13 protein-coding genes, 1 pseudogene and 1 riboswitch are annotated in these 19,664 nt (G+C 70.5%); of the genes and pseudogenes, 8 read left to right on the forward strand and 6 right to left on the reverse strand.

Annotated features, from left to right (window positions below; all coding sequences use genetic code 11):
- Positions 1 to 91 precede the first annotated feature (91 nt).
- From EST92_RS13965 to EST92_RS13975, 3 genes are all read right to left on the reverse strand, one after another.
- The gene (locus tag EST92_RS13965; RefSeq protein WP_129281253.1) at positions 92 to 766 is read right to left on the reverse strand and encodes a response regulator; all 675 of its coding nucleotides are present in this window, start codon (positions 764 to 766) and stop codon (positions 92 to 94) included.
- Positions 763 to 2,418, reverse strand: coding sequence for a sensor histidine kinase (locus EST92_RS13970; RefSeq protein ID WP_129281262.1), 1,656 nt, complete (start codon positions 2,416 to 2,418; stop codon positions 763 to 765). Before EST92_RS13970 ends, EST92_RS13965 begins: the two co-directional genes overlap by 4 nt.
- A gap of 842 nt (positions 2,419 to 3,260) precedes the next feature.
- Positions 3,261 to 4,253 (reverse strand): sucrase ferredoxin, encoded by a 993-nt coding sequence (locus tag EST92_RS13975; protein ID WP_129281254.1) that lies wholly within the window; start codon positions 4,251 to 4,253, stop codon positions 3,261 to 3,263.
- A 252-nt stretch (positions 4,254 to 4,505) separates the two neighbouring features.
- On the opposite strand from EST92_RS13975, the pseudogene EST92_RS13980 reads away from it, so the two are divergent.
- Positions 4,506 to 5,389, forward strand: a pseudogene (locus EST92_RS13980) (IS982 family transposase).
- A 19-nt stretch (positions 5,390 to 5,408) separates the two neighbouring features.
- Here EST92_RS13980 and EST92_RS13985 read toward each other — a convergent pair.
- Positions 5,409 to 6,656, reverse strand: coding sequence for a citrate synthase family protein (locus EST92_RS13985; RefSeq protein WP_129281255.1), 1,248 nt, complete (start codon positions 6,654 to 6,656; stop codon positions 5,409 to 5,411).
- Between the two features lie 113 nt (positions 6,657 to 6,769).
- Here EST92_RS13985 and EST92_RS13990 point away from each other — a divergent pair, with 113 nt between their 5' ends.
- Positions 6,770 to 7,927, forward strand: coding sequence for a citrate synthase/methylcitrate synthase (locus EST92_RS13990; RefSeq protein WP_129281256.1), 1,158 nt, complete (start codon positions 6,770 to 6,772; stop codon positions 7,925 to 7,927).
- Positions 7,928 to 8,038: 111 nt separating this feature from the next.
- On the forward strand, positions 8,039 to 9,142 hold the full coding sequence (locus tag EST92_RS13995; protein WP_129281257.1) for a CobW family GTP-binding protein: 1,104 nt from the start codon (positions 8,039 to 8,041) through the stop codon (positions 9,140 to 9,142).
- 63 nt (positions 9,143 to 9,205) lie between these two features.
- On the opposite strand, the gene EST92_RS14000 is transcribed toward EST92_RS13995, so the two are convergent.
- On the reverse strand, positions 9,206 to 11,653 hold the full coding sequence (locus tag EST92_RS14000; protein ID WP_129281258.1) for a DNA topoisomerase IV subunit A: 2,448 nt from the start codon (positions 11,651 to 11,653) through the stop codon (positions 9,206 to 9,208).
- Between the two features lie 288 nt (positions 11,654 to 11,941).
- Here EST92_RS14000 and EST92_RS14005 point away from each other — a divergent pair, with 288 nt between their 5' ends.
- The 4 genes from EST92_RS14005 to EST92_RS14020 all read left to right on the forward strand — a co-directional run bounded on the left by EST92_RS14005 (position 11,942) and on the right by EST92_RS14020 (position 16,836).
- On the forward strand, positions 11,942 to 13,282 hold the full coding sequence (locus EST92_RS14005) for a pitrilysin family protein (RefSeq protein WP_129281263.1): 1,341 nt from the start codon (positions 11,942 to 11,944) through the stop codon (positions 13,280 to 13,282).
- Between the two features lie 38 nt (positions 13,283 to 13,320).
- On the forward strand, positions 13,321 to 14,703 hold the full coding sequence (locus EST92_RS14010) for a pitrilysin family protein (RefSeq protein WP_129281264.1): 1,383 nt from the start codon (positions 13,321 to 13,323) through the stop codon (positions 14,701 to 14,703).
- Positions 14,704 to 14,911: 208 nt separating this feature from the next.
- Positions 14,912 to 15,068: riboswitch (cyclic di-AMP (ydaO/yuaA leader) on the forward strand.
- Positions 15,069 to 15,080: 12 nt separating this feature from the next.
- Positions 15,081 to 15,860, forward strand: a complete 780-nt coding sequence (locus EST92_RS14015) for a M23 family metallopeptidase (protein WP_129281259.1) — start codon at positions 15,081 to 15,083, stop codon at positions 15,858 to 15,860.
- A gap of 286 nt (positions 15,861 to 16,146) precedes the next feature.
- Positions 16,147 to 16,836 (forward strand): GntR family transcriptional regulator, encoded by a 690-nt coding sequence (locus EST92_RS14020; RefSeq protein WP_174244014.1) that lies wholly within the window; start codon positions 16,147 to 16,149, stop codon positions 16,834 to 16,836.
- Between the two features lie 390 nt (positions 16,837 to 17,226).
- On the opposite strand, the gene EST92_RS14025 is transcribed toward EST92_RS14020, so the two are convergent.
- Positions 17,227 to 17,508, reverse strand: a complete 282-nt coding sequence (locus tag EST92_RS14025) for an HPr family phosphocarrier protein (protein ID WP_129249407.1) — start codon at positions 17,506 to 17,508, stop codon at positions 17,227 to 17,229.
- 220 nt (positions 17,509 to 17,728) lie between these two features.
- Here EST92_RS14025 and EST92_RS14030 point away from each other — a divergent pair.
- On the forward strand, positions 17,729 to 19,664 hold a 1,936-nt coding region (locus EST92_RS14030), incomplete at its 3' end, for a GNAT family N-acetyltransferase (RefSeq protein WP_129281260.1).

Consider the following 19,664-nt stretch of genomic DNA (forward strand, 5'->3'; position numbering starts at 1 on the left):
GCACACAGCCGTGTGGCGGATCCTTGGCCCTCGCTCTTCACGTGCGCTCCGCCTTCCCCGCGTCCGTCGCTCCCCGGCGGCGGTTGGCAGCCTAGCCCCACTCGTAGCGGTGCTCGGGACGGCCGGTCTCGCCGTACTTGAGGGTGAGGCGCACCCGCCCTGCGCGCTCCAAGAGCTTGAGGTAGCGCTGGGCCGTCTGCCGGCTCAGTCCCGCCTGGAGGGCGACGTCCTGCGCGGACAACGGGGCGTCCGCGGAGCGCATCACCGAGCGCACGCGGTCGGCGGTGGCGGTGGAGTGCCCCTTCGGCAACTCGGCGGGGCCCGCGTTGGCGGCGCCCAACACGCCGAAGATCCGGTCCACTTCGGATTGCTCCGCCTGTCCGCCGCCCGCAAACGTGCGGTGCAGTGCCGCGTAGCCTTCCAACTTGGAGCGCAGGCCCGCAAAGGTGAACGGCTTGACCAGATACTGCAGGGCACCGTGGCGCATGGCAGCCTGCACGGTGGCGATATCGCGCGACGCCGTCACCATGATCACGTCGGTGAGCAGACCGCGGCGTCGCAGGTCGCCGACCAGCTGCAGCCCTGTCCTGTCGGGAAGGTAATGATCCAGAAGGATCAAATCGACAGGGTGACCTTCCAAGGCTGCAAGGGCTTCCGCAGCGGTGTGCGCGACGCAGCTGACCCGGAATCCGTCGGTCTTGGCGACGTACGCCGCATTGATCTTTGCCACGTGCACATCGTCGTCCACGACCAGTACCTCGATCATTGGCCAGCCTCCGTCACGCTACCGGGAAGGCGAGTGTCCACGGAGGTTCGCCCGGAGCTGTGGGTTCCCGTGGTTGCCTCCCGGGGGCCCGCCTCACGCCCCTCTGGAAGCTCGTCGGACAGCGCGTCGGGGACCGTGACGGTGAATACCGCACCGCCGCCGGGGCGCTCGCCGACCTCGGCGCCGCCTCCGTAGCGCTCGGCGAGGCGCCGTACGAGCGCCAGACCGATGCCGCGCTGCCCATGGGCGGGTGGATCCTTGGTCGTCCAGCCCTCGGTGAAGATCTCGGCGCGACGTGCTTCGGGCACGCCGGGTCCGTTGTCGCTGACGCGCACAACGGCGGTCCGGCCAACGGTGCGAACCTCGGCTTCCACGAGTGCGTCGCGCTCACCCGACGTGGCATCCAGGGCGTTGTCGATGAGATTGCCGAGCACGGTGACGAGACTGTGCGGATCGACCAGACGGTCGGGCACATGCGTATCGGGGGAGATGCGAAGGGAGGCACCGCGCTCGGTGGCGACGGTGGCCTTGCCCACCAACAGGGCAGCCAGCAGGGGATCGTGGATGCGCTCGGTGACCTGCTCGGCGGTCGCACGATGCACGCCCACGGCTTGTGTCACAAACTCCACTGCCTCTTCGTGCAGCCCGAGTTCGAGCAGACCGAGGAGGGTGTGCAGTCGGTTGGCGTGTTCGTGGTCCTGGGCACGGAGGGCATCGATGAGTCCGCGGGTACCGTCGAGTTCGCGGCCGAGCCGTTCCAGTTCGGTGCGGTCGCGCAAGGTGACCACGGCACCGCCGTCTTCAGTGGGCATGCGGTTCGCCACCAGAACCCGGTGCCCGCTGACGGCCAGCAGGTCTGCCCCCGACACGCGGCCGGCCAGGACATCGGTTGTACGGCCAGGAGGCAGGACCGTGTCCAGGGGACGGCCGGTGTCCTCGGCGCGTAGCTCGAGGAGTCGCTGTGCCTCGTCGTTCATGAGGCGGATACGGCCGTGCTTGTCGAGCGCGAGGAACCCCTCACGGATGCCGTGCAGCATTGCTTCCCGCTCGGCGAGCAGCGCGGAGATGTCGGAGAACGCCAGGTCGTGGGTACGGCGCTGGAGACGGCGGGAGACGATGTAGGCGGCGAGAGCGCCTACGGCGAGGGCTCCGCCCGCGTAGGCAAGCAGCTGAGGGACGGTGGAGAGCAGCCGTTCCCGCACACTCTCGTACGCGATGCCGACGGAGACGGCTCCGACGACCTTGCCTTGCTCGTCACGGAGCGGGACCTTGCCGCGTGCGGACCGGCCGAGAGTGCCCTCGTCGATCTGCATGACTTCCTGGCCGGAGAGCACGACGCTGGGGTCGGTCGATACATGGCGTCCGATCTCGTCCGGGTCGGTGTGGGACCAGCGCACTCCCCGCTTGTCCATGATCACGACGTACTCGGCCCCGGTGGCGGAGCGAATCCGCTCCGCCTCGTTCTGTACGGGACCGTGGCGCGTGGGACGGGAGGACTCCAGGGCGTCGTCGAGATGTGACTCGGCGGCGGTGGTCTGCGCGATGGAGAGGGCGCGGCGCATTGCTTGATCATCGAGTTGCGCACTGAGCGGGGCGAGGAACAGGCCGGTGGCCAGTGCGGTGACACCCGCGGCGATGGCCAGCTGCACCATCAGGACCTGGGAGAACACCTTCCGTGGCCAGCCCAGCCGCGGCCGGTGCAGCCTGGAGGCGGTCGGTCGGCGGTCGGGATGGGCGGCGGGCTGCATGCCGGACGTGGGCGTGCTGCCGTGCGACGGGACAGTGCTGGTGGGCGAGACCGTGGCGGCGGCGGGAAGCGGCGCGGAACCCGAGGGCTCTGTGGCGCTCGGGCGCGGAACGGACTCTTCCTTCTCGCCCATACGAACGAACAGTAAGCGCGGTGATGGTCGGGCCGGTAACCTCTCATAAGGGCGAATTCGGAGGGTGGCCGCGTGGCGACGCAAATGTGACACCGCCTGAGTGCGTCGCGATCGCGGGCTGCCGCGGATGCGCGTTCTGCTCCTGCACGGGGTTATCCACAGGCCTGGCGATTGCGGAACGTGCGCACCTAGCCTCGAACGGTGAAGGCAACAGGCTTTGCGTCCGGCGGTCCGGCGGTCCGGCGCCGTGCGGGTGCAGGGCGAGGTGTGCGACAGGTGCACGGAGGGGAGCGGCCATGTGGTCGACGGGGGATGGCTGCGGAGCCTGGCGTAAGTCTTGGAGGGTGGCCGGCGGTGGACCGCTTGGTCGCCGCCGGGCCGGGGGCGCGCTGCCACGGCGCAGCTGGTCAGTGAGTTTCGCCTGTAGCGTCACGTGGTCCTGGCGAAGCGGCGTGCGGCCGGAAGGGGCTCACCCGCCCGGCAGAACGAGCCGCAGTGGTCACCGGCTTCCGGTCGAGCACAGGACAGGCCGTGATGAGGTCCCGCATGTGCGTCGTGGGAGAGAAGAAGAGCGCCGTGAAGGACCCGGCGGGTGCCCGCGTGAACCCTTGAGGTCAGCTGTTGACAGCCTGCGCCCGTCTCCGCGGCATGCCGTTCGCAGCGGCGACGGAGGCAACGGCCATACGCGCCGGTGGACCGAGCGGCGCACCACAGCTGGCGGGCGCCGCAGCACCATCGGCCCGCTGTTCGACGGTGACCCGCCAGCTGCGACCGTCGGAGTGCGCCACGGTGACAATCCAGGTAGGGAAGGCTACCGCGATCGCAGAGCCACCGCTCGTCCGGTCGTCGGCAGGTTCGGGCCGCACCGTGTCGGTCCGTACGATGTCGAGTGCGTCCGCCCGGCTCTCCGCGATCAGCACGCGGACCGCAAGGTCGGCGGCCTGGCCCGGCCGGTCCCAGGCCGAGCGGCCACGGCAGTGGTCGATCGTGATCCGTCCATCGCGCGCCGCTTCCACAGCCTCCTTGACGAGAGGAGCCGAGGCGCGTCCGTAGGCGTAGCCGTAGGGGAGGACGAAAAGGGTGGGGGAGAAGCGATGCCCCCCGATGTGGGTGACCTCCCAGGCCTCGGTTCCGCCGGCGGCGAGCTCGGCGGCCAGCGGGCGGCCGAGCAGGGCGCAGCAGCGGTCCCGCTTGCCGTTGGTGCACACGAGGACCAGAGGCTCCCCGATGTACGGCTCCCAGAGGTTGTGATGCTCACCCGCTCCCAAAGCCGTGAAGTCCAGCCCGAGAGTCGCCCGCGGGTCGGTGACGGTGGTCGTGCGGATCCAGGCGCGTCCGGGGGCGGTGTGGGCGAGGAACATCCGGCGCCGGGACGTGCCGTGGCAGTCGGCATGACGCCCAGGCCGGCGGATCAGGGCGACTCGTACGCCCGTACCCTCGGTCGCGGCCTCCAGGGCCCGGCCGACGTCAGGGTCGAGGTGACTGTCCGTCAGCGCATGGGTTCCCCAGGGCCCGGTCTGCTCGATGAGCAGCCAGGTCCGGGCGGTGGCCGCGGTCGCGGTGAGAGATTCGGCCGATTCACGGGAAGCGGTGGCACAGGTACTCACATAGGTGAGCCTAACCTCATTCGCCCGGCGTCGGATGTCGGGTGGGTCTCCGAGTGACGGCGAAGGCCGCGCGCCGCTTTACTTGGCAGTCCTAGGGGGCTCAACCGCTGAGCCGACCACGGCGGTGCTGGTGATCTCGCCGCCGGCGTCGTATCGAGAGGGGCCTGAACACCACGACCGCTTCCCCTAGATGAATGAGTCCGATGTTTGTGCTGGCCGCGACCATGGCGAAGGGCGCCCGTTGGCTCGTGTGTGACGACAAACCTGGACGCCCTTCTGGCGGCACTGTACGTGTTCATCGACGACCATGTGGCCCCGCGTCGCCGGATCGGGCGACCCCCGAAACTGACGGACGCCGAACTGCTGTGCCTCGCAGTCGCCCAGGTCCTGCTGGGCTTTGCCTCGGCCAGACACTGGATCCGCTTTGCCCACGCCCGGCTGGGGCACCTCTTTCGCTACCTGCCTCAGCAGTCCGCCTACAACAAGCGGCTCAACACGGCCGGACCACTGATCAGCCACGTGATCGAGGCCCTGGCCCGGCAGGTGCCGACCTGGCACGACGACCTGAGGCTGATCGACTCCACACCACTGCCCTGCGCGGCCTCCCGCCAGACGGTCCAACGCTCCGACCTGGCCGGGCACGCCGGATACGGCTTCTGCCGCAGCCACTCCCGCTTCTTCTGGGGCTTTCGGCTCTACCTGCTGACCACCGCCGAAGGCATGCCGGTGTCGTGGTGCCTGGCGAATGCCAAGCTTGGCGAACGGGAGGTGATGACCGCGCTGCTGGAACGCGATCACCGCCTGTCCGTTCCGGTCAGGTGATCCTCGCGGACAAGGGCTTCGCCGGGCGGGAGTTCGAGGTGTTCCTGACCGAGCGCCTGGGCGTCCATCTCGTGCGGCCGGACCGGAAAGGCGAGCCCGTCCGGCACGGCCGTCTCGCCCGCGTCCGCCAGTGGATCGAGGCCGTGTTCGACACGCTCAAAGGCCAGCTCAGCCTGGAACAGCACGGCGGCAGAACCCTTGCCGGCGTCTTCGCCCGCACCGGCCAACGACTCCTCGCCCTCGCAGCCGCCATCTGGCACAACTGGACCACCGACGCCAAGATCAAACGCTCCCTGATCGCCTTCGACCACTGAGAACATCGGACTCATTCATCTAGGGCAACGGCTGCGGCGGGCGGGGGCCGTGGTACTGGCCGCTGGGGCGCAATCGGAGGGGATGCTCGGTGTATTCCTCCAGGGCATGGGCGATCCAGCCGGCCGTGCGGGCGATGGCGAAGATGGTTTCGCCGGCCTCGGCAGGCATGCCTGTTGAGACGGACAGCACAGCCAATGCCAGGTCGACGTTGGCGTGCAGTTCCGTGTGCCGGGCTGTGGTGGTGATCACTTCGCGAGCGGCCTGCAGGGCGGTGCGGGCTTGCGGCACATCCTCCAGGAGCTCGAACAGGGCGCGGGCCCGTGGGTCCTCGCCGGGATAGAGGGGATGGCCGAGCCCCGGCACTCGGCGGCCGGCCCGCAGATGGTCGGCGACGACGGCAGCCGCACTGCCCCGGTCCTGCACCTCCACCAGCATCCGGTGGGCAAGTCCGCTTGCCGCGCCGTGCAGCACGCCGTCCAGCGCTCCGAAACCAGCCGAGACGATCGCGTACGGATGAGCACGGGCCGAGGCGGCGACGCGGACCGCGAGCGTCGAAGCGGCGAGGTCGTGGTCGATGAGCAGGACCAATGCGGCGTCCAGGACGCGGAGTGCCTCGGCCTCGGCCGGTTCCGAGGTCAGCCGTGACCAGAGGCGGTCGGCAAGAGAATCGGTAGCGGGTGGCTTCTGGGAGTGCGACGGCAAGGCGTCGACCAGGGTGGGGATCAGGCTGCGGGCGATGTCGACGACAGTGTCCTCGGACAGGTCGAAACGCAGCGGGTCGGCAGCCGCCGCGGCGATCACACCGACCCGTAGCCGGTCCATCGGTCCGCTGTGCGCCGGAAGTGCCTGGACGGCGCGGTGGGCAGCGGGCAGTACGTCGCGTGGTGCCGTGAAGCGGATGCCGGGGCGCAGTTCGCCGGTCCACAGCCACTCGGCGACTTCCTCGTAGCTGTAGTGGGCGGCGAGTTCCGACGTGTCGACGCCGCGGAAGTAACAGTGGTTGCGGTCGATCAGCGTGATGCCGGTGCGGATCGCCAACTCGCCAGCGGGCGCGGAAGGCTCGCGGCGACCGGCGCGGCGGGCCAGCGCGTCGACCTCTTTCGCGTCGAAGGTGCTGCCGCGGCTGCCCGGCTCCCGGCGGCTGGCAAGTTGGCCGCGGCTGACATACGCGTACACCGTCTCCGGCTTCACGCCGAGCCGCTCGGCCGTCTCCCGGGTGCTCAGTCGCTGTCCGCCCCTGCCCTGCGCCGCTTCCTGATCTGCCATGGGATCACCGTAGCCGGGACATCCACATTGATGGAATCAATATTGACAAGTATTGAGTCAAGGATGGACAGTCGGATCAATATTTGGGTGGAGGAAGACTGAGGAGACCAGCCATGCCGATCGCCGAGGTGAACGCACCGATCGACGCACCCCGCGGGCTTGCGGGCGTCATCGTCACCGAGACCCGACTGGGCGATGTCCGAGGCGCCGAGGGCTTTTACCACTACCGCCAGTACTCCGCCGTCGAGCTGGCTGCAGCCCGCAGTTTCGAGGACGTGTGGTACCTGATGTTCCACGGCCAGCTGCCCTCCACGGCGCAGCTGGCCACCTTCAGGGACGAGACCGCCGCGCTGCGCGCGCTGCCCGCGGCCGTACGCGATGCGCTGCCCGCCCTCGCCCGTGCCGGCGCGCTCTCCGGGCTGCGTACCGCGCTCTCGCTGCTCGGCGCAACGGCCGGCTTCCGGCCGCTGTACGACATCGACGCCGGCCGCCGCCGCGTCGATGCTCTTGCCGCGTGTGCCGCAGTGCCGACGCTGATCACCGCGCTGCACCGGCTCGGTCAGGGGCTGCAGCCGGTTGAGCCGCGTGCGGACCTCGGGCACGCAGCCAACTACCTCTACATGCTCACGGGCGAGGAGCCGGAGCCGGACCGGGTCCGGGCGATCGAGGCGTATCTGATCTCCACCATCGACCACGGATTCAACGCCTCGACCTTCACCGCACGTGTCATCGCCTCGACCGGCGCCGACCTTGTGGCCTGCCTCGTCGGGGCCGTCGGCGCGCTCTCCGGGCCGCTGCACGGCGGTGCGCCCAGCCGTGCGCTGGACATGCTCGACGCCATCGGTACCCCCGACCGCATCGACTCCTGGATCCGCGACAGTGTCCTGCGGGGCGACCGGATCATGGGGTTCGGCCACTCCGTGTACCGCACGGAAGACCCGCGCTCAAGGATGCTGCGAGGTGTCGCCGAGCAGTTCGGTGGCCCGCTGGTGGACTTCGCCGTCCAGGTGGAGGCGAGGGTCGAAGCGCTGCTGGCCGAGCTCAAGCCCGGCCGTGAGCTGCACACCAACGTGGAGCTGTACGCGGGCGTCGTCATGGAGCTGTGCGGGCTGCCGCGGGAGATGTTCACACCCACCTTCTGCGCCGCCCGCGTGGTCGGCTGGAGCGCCAACATTTTGGAGCAGGCCGAGGACTCGAAGATCATTCGTCCGGCTGCCCGGTACGTGGGCCCGCCCCCGCCGCAGCCGCTGCCCACCGCCGAGCCCCGCTAGCGGGCGGTGCCGCGGCCGAGCCGGGCCCGTGCCGCCGGCGGTCCGTTACGATCGACAGCTCGTCCGCCGCCGGTCCGCGCGGCCCGCCACCCGCACCATGGAGGCGCCCCCTTGGCCACGCAACAGATCCCGGTCGTCGTGCTCGCGGGCTTCCTCGGATCAGGCAAGACCACCCTCCTCAACCACCTGCTCGGCACCGGCGACGGCACCCGTATCGGCGCGATCGTCAATGACTTCGGCAGCATCGAGATCGACGCCATGACCGTCGCCGGACAGGTGGACTCGATGGTCTCGCTCGGCAACGGTTGTCTGTGCTGCGCGGTCGACACCAGCGAACTGGACACCTACCTGGAACGGCTCGCCCGCCCCGCCGCCCGTATCGATGTGATCGTCATCGAGGCCAGCGGACTGGCCGAGCCCCAGGAACTCATCCGGATGATCCTCGCCAGCGACAACGACCGGATCGTCTACGGCGGGCTGATCGAGGTGGTCGACGCCGCCGAATTCGACGACACCAGGGCCCGTCACCCCGAACTGGACCGGCATGTGGGCATCGCCGACATCGTGGTGCTCAACAAGGCCGACCGCATCGGCGACGCCGAACGACAGGCTCTCATCGGTACGCTCGCCGACCTCGCGCCCGGCCGGCCCGTGATCTGCACGGCGTACGGCCGGGTCGACCCCGAGCTGTTCTTCGACCGCGGACCGGGGGAGGGCCACGACGCGGCCGTACGCCAGTTGTCCTTCGAGGACCTGCTGCGTGAGGCCGCGGCGCACGAGGATGCCGCCGCCCACCACTGCGACGGTCACTGCGATCACCCCGACCACGCCCACCACGAGGGCCACCTCCACGCCGCCTACCAGAGCGTGGAGTTCACCTCCGCCGAGCCGATGCACCCGCGCCGTCTCATGGACTTCCTCGACAGCCGCCCGGCCGGTCTCTACCGCATCAAGGGCTTCGTCCACTTCGACGTGCCGGAGAACCGCCAGAAGTTCACCCTGCACGCGGTCGGTGACTTCCTGCGCTTCTACCCCGAGCCGTGGCCGAAGGGCGAGGAGCGGTGCACCCAGCTCGTCATGATCGGCAGCGGCATCGACGCGCCGGCCCTGCGCAAGGAGCTGGAGAACTGCCGGGAAAGCACACCGCCGGAGGCTGCTGCCCACAGCATGTGGGGTGTGCTGCGGTACGTGGACGGACGCGAGGAAGACTGGTGACGCCGTCGGGCCGGTCCTCCACCGGCCCGACGGCGTCCCCTGCGTCCGTCCTTCCGGTGCCGCCTACACCGGCCCGGCCAGCGCCGCCACCGACTTCGTCAGCGGCACCCCCGAACCGTCCCGCCGCGGATCCACCTCCGGCAGCTCGACGGGCGAACCCTTCGCGTCCGCGGCCCGCACCGGAGCCGGCCCGGCCCACGCCAGGGTCAGACAGTCCTCGCCCTTCAGGAACCGCTGACAGCGCACCCCGCCGGTCGCCCGTCCCTTGCGCGGATACTGGTCGAACGGGGTGAGCTTGGCCGTCGCCACCGAGTCGTCGAGCGTGCCGTGCGAGCCGGCGACCGTGAACACCATGGCGTCGGAGGCCGGATCGACCGCGGCGAACGAGATCACCTTCGCGTCCTCGGCCAGCTTGATGCCCGTCATACCGCCCGCGGGCCGGCCCTGCGGCCGCACCTGCGCGGCCGGATAGCGCAGCAGCTGCGCCTCGTTGGTGATGAAGACCAGGTCCTCCTCACCGGTGCGCAGCTCGGCCGCCCCCACGATGCGGTCGCCGTCCTTGAGGGTGATGACCTCCAACTCCTCCTTGTGGGAGGGGTAGTCGGGCACCACCCGCTTGACCACGCCCTGCGCCGTGCCGAGCGCCAGGCCCGGCGAGGACTCGTCCAGCGTGGTCAGACAGATCAGCTGCTCGCCGTCCTCCAGCGTCAGGAACTCCGAGAGCTGGGCACCGCCGGAGAGACCGGGTGAGGACGCCGTCTCCGGGAGCTGCGGCAGATCGATCACCGCGATCCGCAGCAGCCGGCCCAGGGACGTCACCGCGCCCACCTCGCCACGGGTCGTCGCCGGCACCGTGGAGACGATCACGTCGTGCTTGGCGCGCCGGGCGTCGGCGTCGAAGGGCACCTCGCCGGTGACCGTCCGGGCCAGCAGGCCCGTCGAGGACAGCAGCACCCGGCACGGGTCGTCGGACACCTCCAACGGCACCGCACCGACCGAAGTGCCCGTCGACTCCAGCAGGACCGTCCGCCGGTCCGTGCCGTACTTCTTCGCCACCGCGGCCAGCTCGCCGGAGACCAGCTTGCGCAGCTCCGTGTCCGACTCCAGGATTCGCGTCAGCCTCTCGATCTCCTCCTGCAGCCGGTCACGCTCCGACTCCAGCTCGATACGGTCGAACTTGGTCAGCCGGCGCAGCGGGGTGTCGAGGATGTACTGCGTCTGGACGTCGCTCAGCGAGAAGCGCTCGATCAGCCGCTCCTTGGCCTGCGCGCTGTTCTCGCTGGAGCGGATGAGGCGGATGACCTCGTCGATGTCCACCAGGGCCGTCAGCAGGCCCTCGACCAGGTGAAGACGGTCGCGCCGCTTGCTGCGCCGGAACTCGCTGCGCCGGCGCACCACGTTGAAGCGGTGGTCGACATAGACCTCCAGCAGCTCCTTGAGGCCCAGCGTCAGCGGCTGGCCGTCCACCAGCGCGACGTTGTTGATACCGAAGGACTCCTCCATCGGCGTGAGCTTGTAGAGCTGCTCCAGGACGGCCTCGGGGTTGAAGCCGTTCTTGACCTCGATCACCAGCCGCAGGCCGTGCTCGCGGTCGGTGAGGTCCTTGACGTCGGCGATGCCCTGCAGCTTCTTCGAGCCGACCAGGTCCTTGATCTTGGAGATGACCTTCTCGGGGCCGACCGTGAAGGGCAGTTCGGTGACCACCAGCCCCTTCCGGCGGGCGGTGACGGTCTCGACCGTGGCCGTCGCGCGGATCTTGAAGGTGCCGCGGCCCTTCTCGTACGCGTCCCGTACGCCGTCGAGCCCTACGATCCGGCCGCCCGTCGGCAGATCGGGCCCCGGCACGAACCGCATCAGGGTGTCGAGATCGGCGTTCGGATGCTTGATCAGATGGCGGGCCGCGGCGATGACCTCGCCCAGATTGTGCGGCGGCATGTTCGTCGCCATACCGACGGCGATGCCGGACGCGCCGTTGACGAGGAGGTTCGGATACGCCGCCGGGAGGGCGACCGGCTCCTGCTCCTGGCCGTCGTAGTTCGGTGCGAAGTCGACGGTGTCCTCGTCGATGGACTCCGTCATCAAGGACGTCGCGGACGCCATCCGGCACTCGGTGTACCGCATCGCGGCGGGCGGGTCGTCATTGCCCAGCGAGCCGAAGTTGCCGTGGCCGTCCACCAGCGGCACCCGCATCGAGAACGGCTGCGCCATGCGCACCAGCGCGTCGTAGATGGACGCGTCGCCGTGCGGGTGGAGCTTACCCATCACCTCGCCGACGACCCGGGCGCACTTGACGTAGCCGCGGTCGGGCCGCAGACCCATCTCGTTCATCTGGTAGAGGATGCGGCGGTGCACGGGCTTGAGACCGTCGCGGGCGTCCGGCAGGGCGCGCGAGTAGATGACCGAATACGCGTACTCGAGGAAGGAACCCTGCATCTCGTCGACGACGTCGATGTCGAGGATCCTCTCCTCGAAGTCGTCCGGCGGCGGGGTCTTCGTGCTGCGGCGGGCCATCGCGGCTGCGGCTCCTTCTGCTGCGTCTACTGCCGATGTCGGAAAGCATCGGTCAACCCGTCGGGTCAACCGGGCGGGGGATCAGCCCGCGCATATCTCTGAGTCTGACGCGGACCATTGTGGACCGCCGCACTGACAACGCCGACCGCGACTCCCCCTTCGGCTCCCGCGGAAGTCACGCGGGGCGCACGCACGGGGCCGGTCACCCGGGAACTTCGCCAGATGCCGACGCGCTTGCATACAGTGACAGAACTTCCTCGCAAGCGGATCGAAGGGACGTACATGCCCATGGGTCACACGGCCACAGAACAAGCCGGGTCCGGCGGCCTGACAGCGACCGAGCACCGGCTGGCCAACGGGCTGCGCGTGGTGCTCTCCGAAGACCACCTGACCCCGGTTGCAGCGGTCTGCCTGTGGTACGACGTCGGCTCCCGCCACGAGGTCAAGGGCCGTACGGGCCTGGCTCACCTCTTCGAGCACCTGATGTTCCAGGGCTCCGCGCAGGTGACGGGCAACGGCCACTTCGAGCTGGTGCAGGGCGCCGGCGGTTCGCTCAACGGCACCACGAGCTTCGAGCGCACCAACTACTTCGAGACCATGCCCGCCCATGAGCTGGAGCTCGCGCTCTGGCTGGAGGCGGACCGGATGGGCTCGCTGCTGACCGCGTTGGACGACGAGTCCCTGGAGAACCAGCGCGACGTCGTCAAGAACGAACGCCGCCAGCGCTACGACAACGTCCCCTACGGCACGGCCTTCGAGAAGCTGACGGCCATGGCGTACCCGGAGGGCCACCCGTACCACCACACCCCCATCGGGTCGATGGCCGACCTCGATGCGGCCTCCCTGGAGGACGCGCGGGCGTTCTTCCGTACGTATTACGCACCCAACAACGCCGTCCTGTCGGTCGTCGGTGACATCGACCCCGCGCAGACCCTGGCCTGGGTGGAGAAGTACTTCGGCTCGATCCCCTCGCACGACGGCAAGCAGCCGCCGCGCGACGGCACGCTGCCCGACGTCATCGGCGGCCAGCTGCGGGAGGTCGTCGAGGAGGACGTGCCCTCCCGCGCCCTGATGGCCGCCTACCGTCTGCCGCACGACGGCACCCGTGAGGCGGACGCCGCGGACCTCGCGCTGACCGTACTGGGCGGCGGCGAGTCCTCCCGACTGTACAACCGGCTGGTGCGCCGCGACCGCAGCGCGGTGGCCGCCGGCTTCGGCCTGCTGCGGCTGGTCGGCGCGCCCTCGCTGGGCTGGCTGGACGTGAAGACGTCCGGCGGTGTGGAGGTCCCCGACATCGAGCGCGCGGTCGACGAGGAGCTGGCCCGCTTCGCCGCCGAGGGGCCGACCCCGGAGGAGATGGAGCGCGCGCAGGCGCAGCTGGAGCGTGAATGGCTGGACCGGCTCGCCACGGTCAGCGGGCGCGCCGACGAACTGTGCCGCTTCGCCGTGTTGTTCGGCGACCCCCAGCTCGCGCTGAGCGCCGTCCAGCGCGTCCTGGACATCACCCCCGAGGAGGTGCAGGCGGTCGCCAAGGCCCGGCTGCGCCCCGACAACCGCGCGGTGCTGGTCTACGAGCCGACCGAGTCGAACGACGCCGCCGACACCGAGGAAGGGCAGGCGGACCAGTGAGCGACGCCACCACCCACGCCGACACCCCTGTGAGCACGATGGACTTCCACCCGCAGCCCCGGGGCGGCGCGCCCAAGCCGTGGGCCTTCCCGGCGCCCGACCGCAGCCAACTGCCCAACGGCCTCACCCTCCTGACCAGCCACCGCCCCGGTCAGCAGGTCGTCGCCGTCGAGATCAACCTCGTCGCCCCGCTGGACGCCGAACCCGAGGGCCTGGACGGCGTCGCCACGATCATGGCGCGGGCGCTGTCCGAGGGCACCGACAAGCACGACGCGGAGGAGTTCGCCGCCGAGCTGGAGCGCTGCGGCGCCACCCTGGACGCGCACGCCGACCACCCCGGTGTACGGGTCTCCCTGGAGGTGCCGGCCTCCCGGCTGCACCGCGCGCTCGGCCTGCTCGCCGACGCGCTGCGCGCCCCCGCGTTCCCGGAGAGCGAGGTCGAGCGGCTGGTCCGCAACCGCCTCGACGAGATCCCGCACGAGCTCGCCAACCCGGCCAGGCGCGCCGCGATGGCGCTGTCCAAGGAGCTGTTCCCGGCCACGGCCCGCATGTCGCGCCCGCGCCAGGGCACCGAGGAGACCGTCGCGCGCATCGACGCCGCGGCCGTCCGCGCCTTCTACGACGCCCATGTACGGCCCGCCACGGCCACCGCCGTCATCGTCGGTGACTTCACCGGCGTCGACCTGGACGCGGCGCTCGCCGACACGCTCGGCGCCTGGAGCGGCTCGACGGCCGAGCCGCTGAAGGCCGCGCCGATCGTCGCCGACGACACCGGCCGCGTGGTGGTCGTGGACCGCCCCGGCGCCGTCCAGACGCAGCTGCTCATCGGCCGGATCGGCTCCGACCGGCACGACCGGGTGTGGCCCGCGCAGGTCCTCGGCACGTACTGCCTGGGCGGCACCCTCACCTCCCGTCTGGACCGTGTGCTGCGGGAGGAGAAGGGCTACACCTACGGGGTGCGTGCGTTCGGTCAGGTGCTCCGTTCCACCGCCCCCACGTCCCCCGAGGGCGCCACGGGTGCCGCGCTGCTCGCCATCAGCGGCTCGGTGGACACCGCCTCCACCGTCCCGGCGCTCGAAGACCTGTGGAAGGTGCTGCGCACCCTCGCGGCAGAGGGACTGACCGACGACGAGCGGGATGTCGCCGTGCAGAACCTCGTCGGGGTCGCGCCGCTGAAGTACGAGACCGCGGCGGCCGTTGCGGGCACGCTGGCCGACCAGGTGGAGCAGCAACTCCCGGACGACTTCCAGGCGCAGTTGTACGCCCGCCTCGCGGAGACCGGCACGGTCGAGGCGACCGCGGCGGCGGTCAGCGCCTTCCCGGTGGACCGGCTGGTGACGGTCCTCGTGGGTGACGCGGCGCAGATCGCCGAGCCGGTCAAGGGGCTGGGCATCGGCGAGGTGACGGTCGTCAGCGGCTAGTCCGCGTGACGGAAGGTCATATATCGACAAAGCGGCTCCCGTGGCACCCACTGGCCACGGGAGCCGCTGTATGTCCGTTTTCTTACGGCTGGTTGTGCCGGTTCTTGTGGCATCCCGCACAAAAAACGGCATCTGTTTGCCCAGGGAAAGTGGCCCCGTTTAGCGTCGGTCCGGCTGTTCGTCACAAGTCCGCCACAACAGTGGCACCGGGCAGTCATCGCCGAGTCCCCGTACGGCGCGAGCCAGGGGAGCCGGGGACCCACACGTCCCTTGGGGTGAATCGGACTCCTCTCCCGAGGAGCCCGTAGGAGACCTTCCTGCTCCGAACCCGTCAGCTAACCCGGTAGGCGAGAAGGAGGGAAAGGACAAGCCCGTACATGGCGTTCATCCGTGCCACCGGGAAACACCGCCGCGCCGACCGCCCTGCCCGGACGCCCCGCAAGGTCGCCGGCATAGCCACCCTTGCGGCCGGTGGTGTGGTCGCCTCCGTGGCCTCGCCGGCGCTGGCTGCCACGGACGCGGCACCCGCCCATGACACCGGCCTGCAGCGGGCCGTCGTGCTGGGTGACGAGGTCGCCGGCCACGTCGCGGCCCAGGCCGACGCGCAGCGCGCCGCCGCGGAGTCCGCCGCCGCGCAGGCGAAGGCCGAAGCCCTGGCGAAGAAGCAGGCCGACGAGGCCAAGCGGCGCGCCGAGGCCGTCCACAAGGCCAAGGTGCGCGCCGCCCGCGACGCCGAGCGCAAGCGTCTGAACACCTTTGTCGCGCCGGTCGCCGACTCCTACGTCTCCACCGGGTACAAGGCGTCGAGCAGTCTGTGGTCCTCGGGCAGCCACACCGGCATCGACTTCCACGCCGCCTCCGGCACCAGCGTCCATGCCGTCGGTGCGGGCACCGTCGTCGAGGCGGGCTGGGGCGGCTCGTACGGCAACAACGTCGTGATCAAGATGAACGACGGTACGTACACCCAGTACGGTCACCTGTCCTCGTTCGCCGTCTCGGTCGGCCAGAAGGTCACCCGCGGTCAGCAGATCGCCCTCTCGGGTGCCACCGGCAACGTCACCGGCCCGCATCTGCACTTCGAGGCCCGTACCGGCCCCGACTACGGCTCGGACATCGACCCGATCTCCTACCTGCGCGCGCACGGCGTCAACGTCTGACCTCCCGCTCGCCGGCCCCGCCGCCAGGGAGGGAGTGCCTCGCACCGCGTCCTCCCGAAGCCCCGGTCCTGCGACCGGGGCTTCGGCGCGTGCGGCGCGGTATGTCGGAGGCGCGGCTGCCGGGCGCGGGAGTGCACCGGAGGCGAGGCCGGCTCGCCCGCGACTTCCGGCCAAAAATATCCATGAATATTCGGTGCCCGTCGGAAAATCCCCTCCGGTCGAATAGAGTCACGGAAAAGCCGCCGACCGGCGGCGTTTCCAGGGGATTACGGCGGAGGCTCGGAAGATGCGAGGCCATATTTCCGCGCATGCGGTGTGCACAGCGATTCGCGACGACATTGTCTCCGGTGCGCTGGCACCGGGGAGCCGGCTGATCGAGGAGATCCTCGCGGCCCGTTACGGCGTTTCCAGAGTGCCCATCCGTGAGGCGCTGCGGACCCTGCAGTCCGAGGGCTTCGTCACCACCCGCCACCACGCGGGGGCCTGTGTCGCCGAGCCGACCGAACAGGAGGCCGCCGATCTCCTGGACGTCCGCGCCCTGTTGGAGCCGCTGGGCGCCGCCCGCGCGGCCGCCCGCCGCAGTCCCGCCCACCTCAAGGTGCTCCGTGGTCTGGTACGCCTCGGCCGCGAGCGGGCCCGTCACGGCAATCCGGCGGACCTGCAGCAACTGGACGACTGGTTCCACGAGACGTTGGCCCAGGCGGTCGGCAGCCCCAGCCTGACGGCGCTGCTGACCCAGCTGCGGCGCAAGATCGAGTGGATGTACGCGGTGGAGCCGCCGGCCCGGGCCGGCGAGTCGTGGGACGAACACGGCGCCGTGCTGGACGCGGTGGCCCGGGGGGACGCGGAGCGGGCGCGTGCCCTGATGGCGGCCCATGTCGAGCGCTCGCTTCCGGTGTACCGGCTGCGGCGCCCGCTCAAGACCGGGGTGAGGGATCCGAAACCGCCCGTCAACACGGTGCGCGTCCGCCCTTAACAACCGTCCCGTATACAAAGAAGTCCCACACGCGAAGAAGTCGGGAAGTGTGGGACGTATGGAACGGGTTTCGGTGCGGCGAAGTGAGCTTCCCTCTCCGGCGCGTATTCCGTCGGTATTCGGATGCCCATTATTCGGCGCCGCGGATGGCGAATGGTGCGCGCTTTACGGCACCGGAATGCCATGCCTGAGGGTGCGCACTATTTCTCGCCCCTCCCGGATTTCCGGGCGGCCGGGGAATTCCGGTGCACCCACGCGGTCATGCGCGCGCGGCGACCGCGCACACCGTTGCCCCGCCTCGGACTCAGGGCGCAGTGAAACGGCCCCGCCGCGGCAACCGGTGACCGGTTGCCGCGGCGGGGCCGCCGCATACAGCAGAGCCCGAGGGGCTCAGACGGTCTCGGGGAGCTCCTCGAGACCCTCGGCGACGAGCTTGGCCAGGCGGTCGAGCGCAGCCTCGGCGCCCTCGGCGTCGGAGGCCAGCACGATCTCCTCGCCGCCCTGGGCGCCCAGGCCCAGGACCGCGAGCATGGAGGCGGCGTTCACGGGGTTGCCATCGGCCTTGGCGATCGTTATCGGGACGCCGGAGGCGGTGGCCGCACGGACGAAGATCGACGCGGGGCGGGCGTGCAGGCCCTCGGCCCAACCGACATTGACGCGGCGCTCTGCCATGGTGTTGCCCTTCAAAGTCGTGACTGTTGTCTAGACCAGTCTCTCACGGTGCCGGACGTGCTCCACCAGATGTTCGTCCTGGCCTTCGCCGCCCCTGATCCCCAAGGGAGGCCCGGCCGGCCGGGCCGTGCCGTACGGACTCGACGGCAGCCCCGGCCGGCTCTGCATCCCGAGCGTACGCGCGCCGCCCGTTGTCGGTGCCCGGTCGTACGCTGTCCGCATGCACAAGTCGCAGGACCACGCGTACCCGACCCACTGGGAAGCAGACGTGGTGCTGCGTGACGGCGGCACGGCGCGGATCCGCCCCATCACCCCCGACGACGCCGAGCGGCTGGTCTCGTTCTACGAACAGGTCTCGGACGAGTCGAAGTACTACCGCTTCTTCGCGCCCTACCCGCGCCTGTCCGACCGCGACGTGCACCGTTTCACCCACCACGACTACGTCGACCGGGTCGGGCTCGCGGCGACGGTCGGCGGCGAGTTCATCGCCACCGTCCGCTACGACCGGATCAACGACCAGGGATTGCCCGCGCAGGACCCCGAGGACGACCAGGCAGAGGTCGCCTTCCTCGTCCAGGACGCCCACCAGGGCCGCGGCGTGGCCTCCGCCCTCCTGGAGCACATCGCCGCCGTCGCCCGCGAGCGCGGCATCCGCCGGTTCGCCGCGGAGGTGCTCCCGGCGAACTCCAAGATGATCAAGGTGTTCACGGACGCCGGCTACACCCACAAGCGCACCTTCGAAGACGGCGTGGTCCGGCTGGAGTTCGATCTGGAGCCGACCGAGCAGTCCATGGCCGTGATGCGCGGCCGTGAGCAGCGGGCCGAGGCCCGCTCCGTCCAGCGGCTGCTCACCCCGCGCTCGGTCGCGGTCATCGGTACCGGCCGCGCCCCCGGCGGCGTCGGCCGGACGGCCCTGCGCAGCCTCCTGGACTCCGGCTTCACGGGCCGGGTGCACGCCGTCAACCACGCCTTCCCCGAAGGGATGCAGCGGCTGGACCCCGAGGGGGTACCCGCGGGCCGCGCGCTGCGGGAGATCTCCGAACCGGTCGATCTCGCCGTCATCGCCGTGCCCGCGGACAGCGTCCCCGACGTCGTCCGTGACTGCGGCGAACACGGTGTCCAGGGCGTGCTGATCCTGACCTCCGGGTACGCCGAAGCGGGCCCGGAGGGCAGGGAGCGGCAGCGTGCCCTGCTCCGCCAGGCCCGCTCGTACGGCATGCGGCTCATCGGGCCCAATGCCTTCGGCCTGATCAACACGGCCCCTGGTATCCGGCTGAACGCCTCCCTTGCGCCCCAGATGCCCGGCGCCGGCCACATCGGCCTGTTCACCCAATCCGGTGCCATCGGCATCGCGCTGCTCAGCGGACTGCATGCCCGCGGCCCCGGTGACGGCGGCATCGCCGGCATCTCCGCCTTCGTCTCGGCCGGCAACCGCGCCGACGTCTCCGGGAACGACCTGCTCCAGTACTGGTACGAGGACCCGGACACCGACGTCGTGATCCTCTACCTGGAGTCCATCGGCAACCCCCGCAAGTTCGCCCGGCTCGCCCGCCGCACCGCCGCCGTCAAACCGGTCGTGGTCGCCCGGGGTGCACGGCACAACGGCACCGCCCCGCCCGGCCACGCCGTGCCCACCGTCCGCGTCCCCGACAGCACCGTCGCCGCCCTGATGCGCCAGGCGGGCGTGATCCGCGTCGACACGGTCACCGAGCTGATCGACGCCGGGCTGCTGCTGGCCTCCCAGCCGCTGCCGGCCGGCTCGCGCATCGCCATCCTGGGCAACTCCGAGTCGCTGGCGCTGCTGGCCTACGACGCCTGCCTGACCGAACGGCTGCGCCCGCAGCGGCCCCACGTCCTGACCTCGGCCGCGACGCCCGACGACTTCCGCGCCGCGCTCGCCGAGGCACTGGCCGGCGACGGCTGCGACGCCGTGGTCGTCACGGCCATCCCCTGGGTGGGGGAGGGGGCCGCGGTCTCACCGGGCGGCGGTGAGGGCGCCGCGCTCGCCGCCGCCCTGCGTACCGCCGCCGAGGCCCACCCGGAGAAGCCGGTCACCGTCGTCCACCTCGCGATGAACGAACTGGCGGAGACGCTCGCGGCACCGGCACCGGCACCGGTACCGGTGCCGGTGCCGGTGCCGCGAGCGTCTCCGCCAG

The sequence above is a fragment of the Streptomyces sp. TM32 genome (genome assembly GCF_004122755.1).
In the GTDB taxonomy this organism is placed as follows: Bacteria; Actinomycetota; Actinomycetes; order Streptomycetales; family Streptomycetaceae; genus Streptomyces; species Streptomyces sioyaensis.

What these genes read in the sequence shown, in the direction of transcription:
- EST92_RS13965 (WP_129281253.1), bottom strand. Translation starts at nt 766, where the DNA reads ATGATCGAGGTACTGGTCGTGGACGACGATGTGCACGTGGCAAAGATC.
- EST92_RS13970 (WP_129281262.1), bottom strand. Translation starts at nt 2,418, where the DNA reads ATGGTGCAGCTGGCCATCGCCGCGGGTGTCACCGCACTGGCCACCGGC.
- EST92_RS13985 (WP_129281255.1), bottom strand. Translation starts at nt 6,656, where the DNA reads ATGGCAGATCAGGAAGCGGCGCAGGGCAGGGGCGGACAGCGACTGAGC.
- EST92_RS13990 (WP_129281256.1), top strand. Translation starts at nt 6,770, where the DNA reads ATGCCGATCGCCGAGGTGAACGCACCGATCGACGCACCCCGCGGGCTT.
- EST92_RS14000 (WP_129281258.1), bottom strand. Translation starts at nt 11,653, where the DNA reads ATGGCCCGCCGCAGCACGAAGACCCCGCCGCCGGACGACTTCGAGGAG.
- EST92_RS14005 (WP_129281263.1), top strand. Translation starts at nt 11,942, where the DNA reads ATGGGTCACACGGCCACAGAACAAGCCGGGTCCGGCGGCCTGACAGCG.
- EST92_RS14010 (WP_129281264.1), top strand. Translation starts at nt 13,321, where the DNA reads ATGGACTTCCACCCGCAGCCCCGGGGCGGCGCGCCCAAGCCGTGGGCC.
- EST92_RS14015 (WP_129281259.1), top strand. Translation starts at nt 15,081, where the DNA reads ATGGCGTTCATCCGTGCCACCGGGAAACACCGCCGCGCCGACCGCCCT.
- EST92_RS14020 (WP_174244014.1), top strand. Translation starts at nt 16,147, where the DNA reads ATGCGAGGCCATATTTCCGCGCATGCGGTGTGCACAGCGATTCGCGAC.
- EST92_RS14025 (WP_129249407.1), bottom strand. Translation starts at nt 17,508, where the DNA reads ATGGCAGAGCGCCGCGTCAATGTCGGTTGGGCCGAGGGCCTGCACGCC.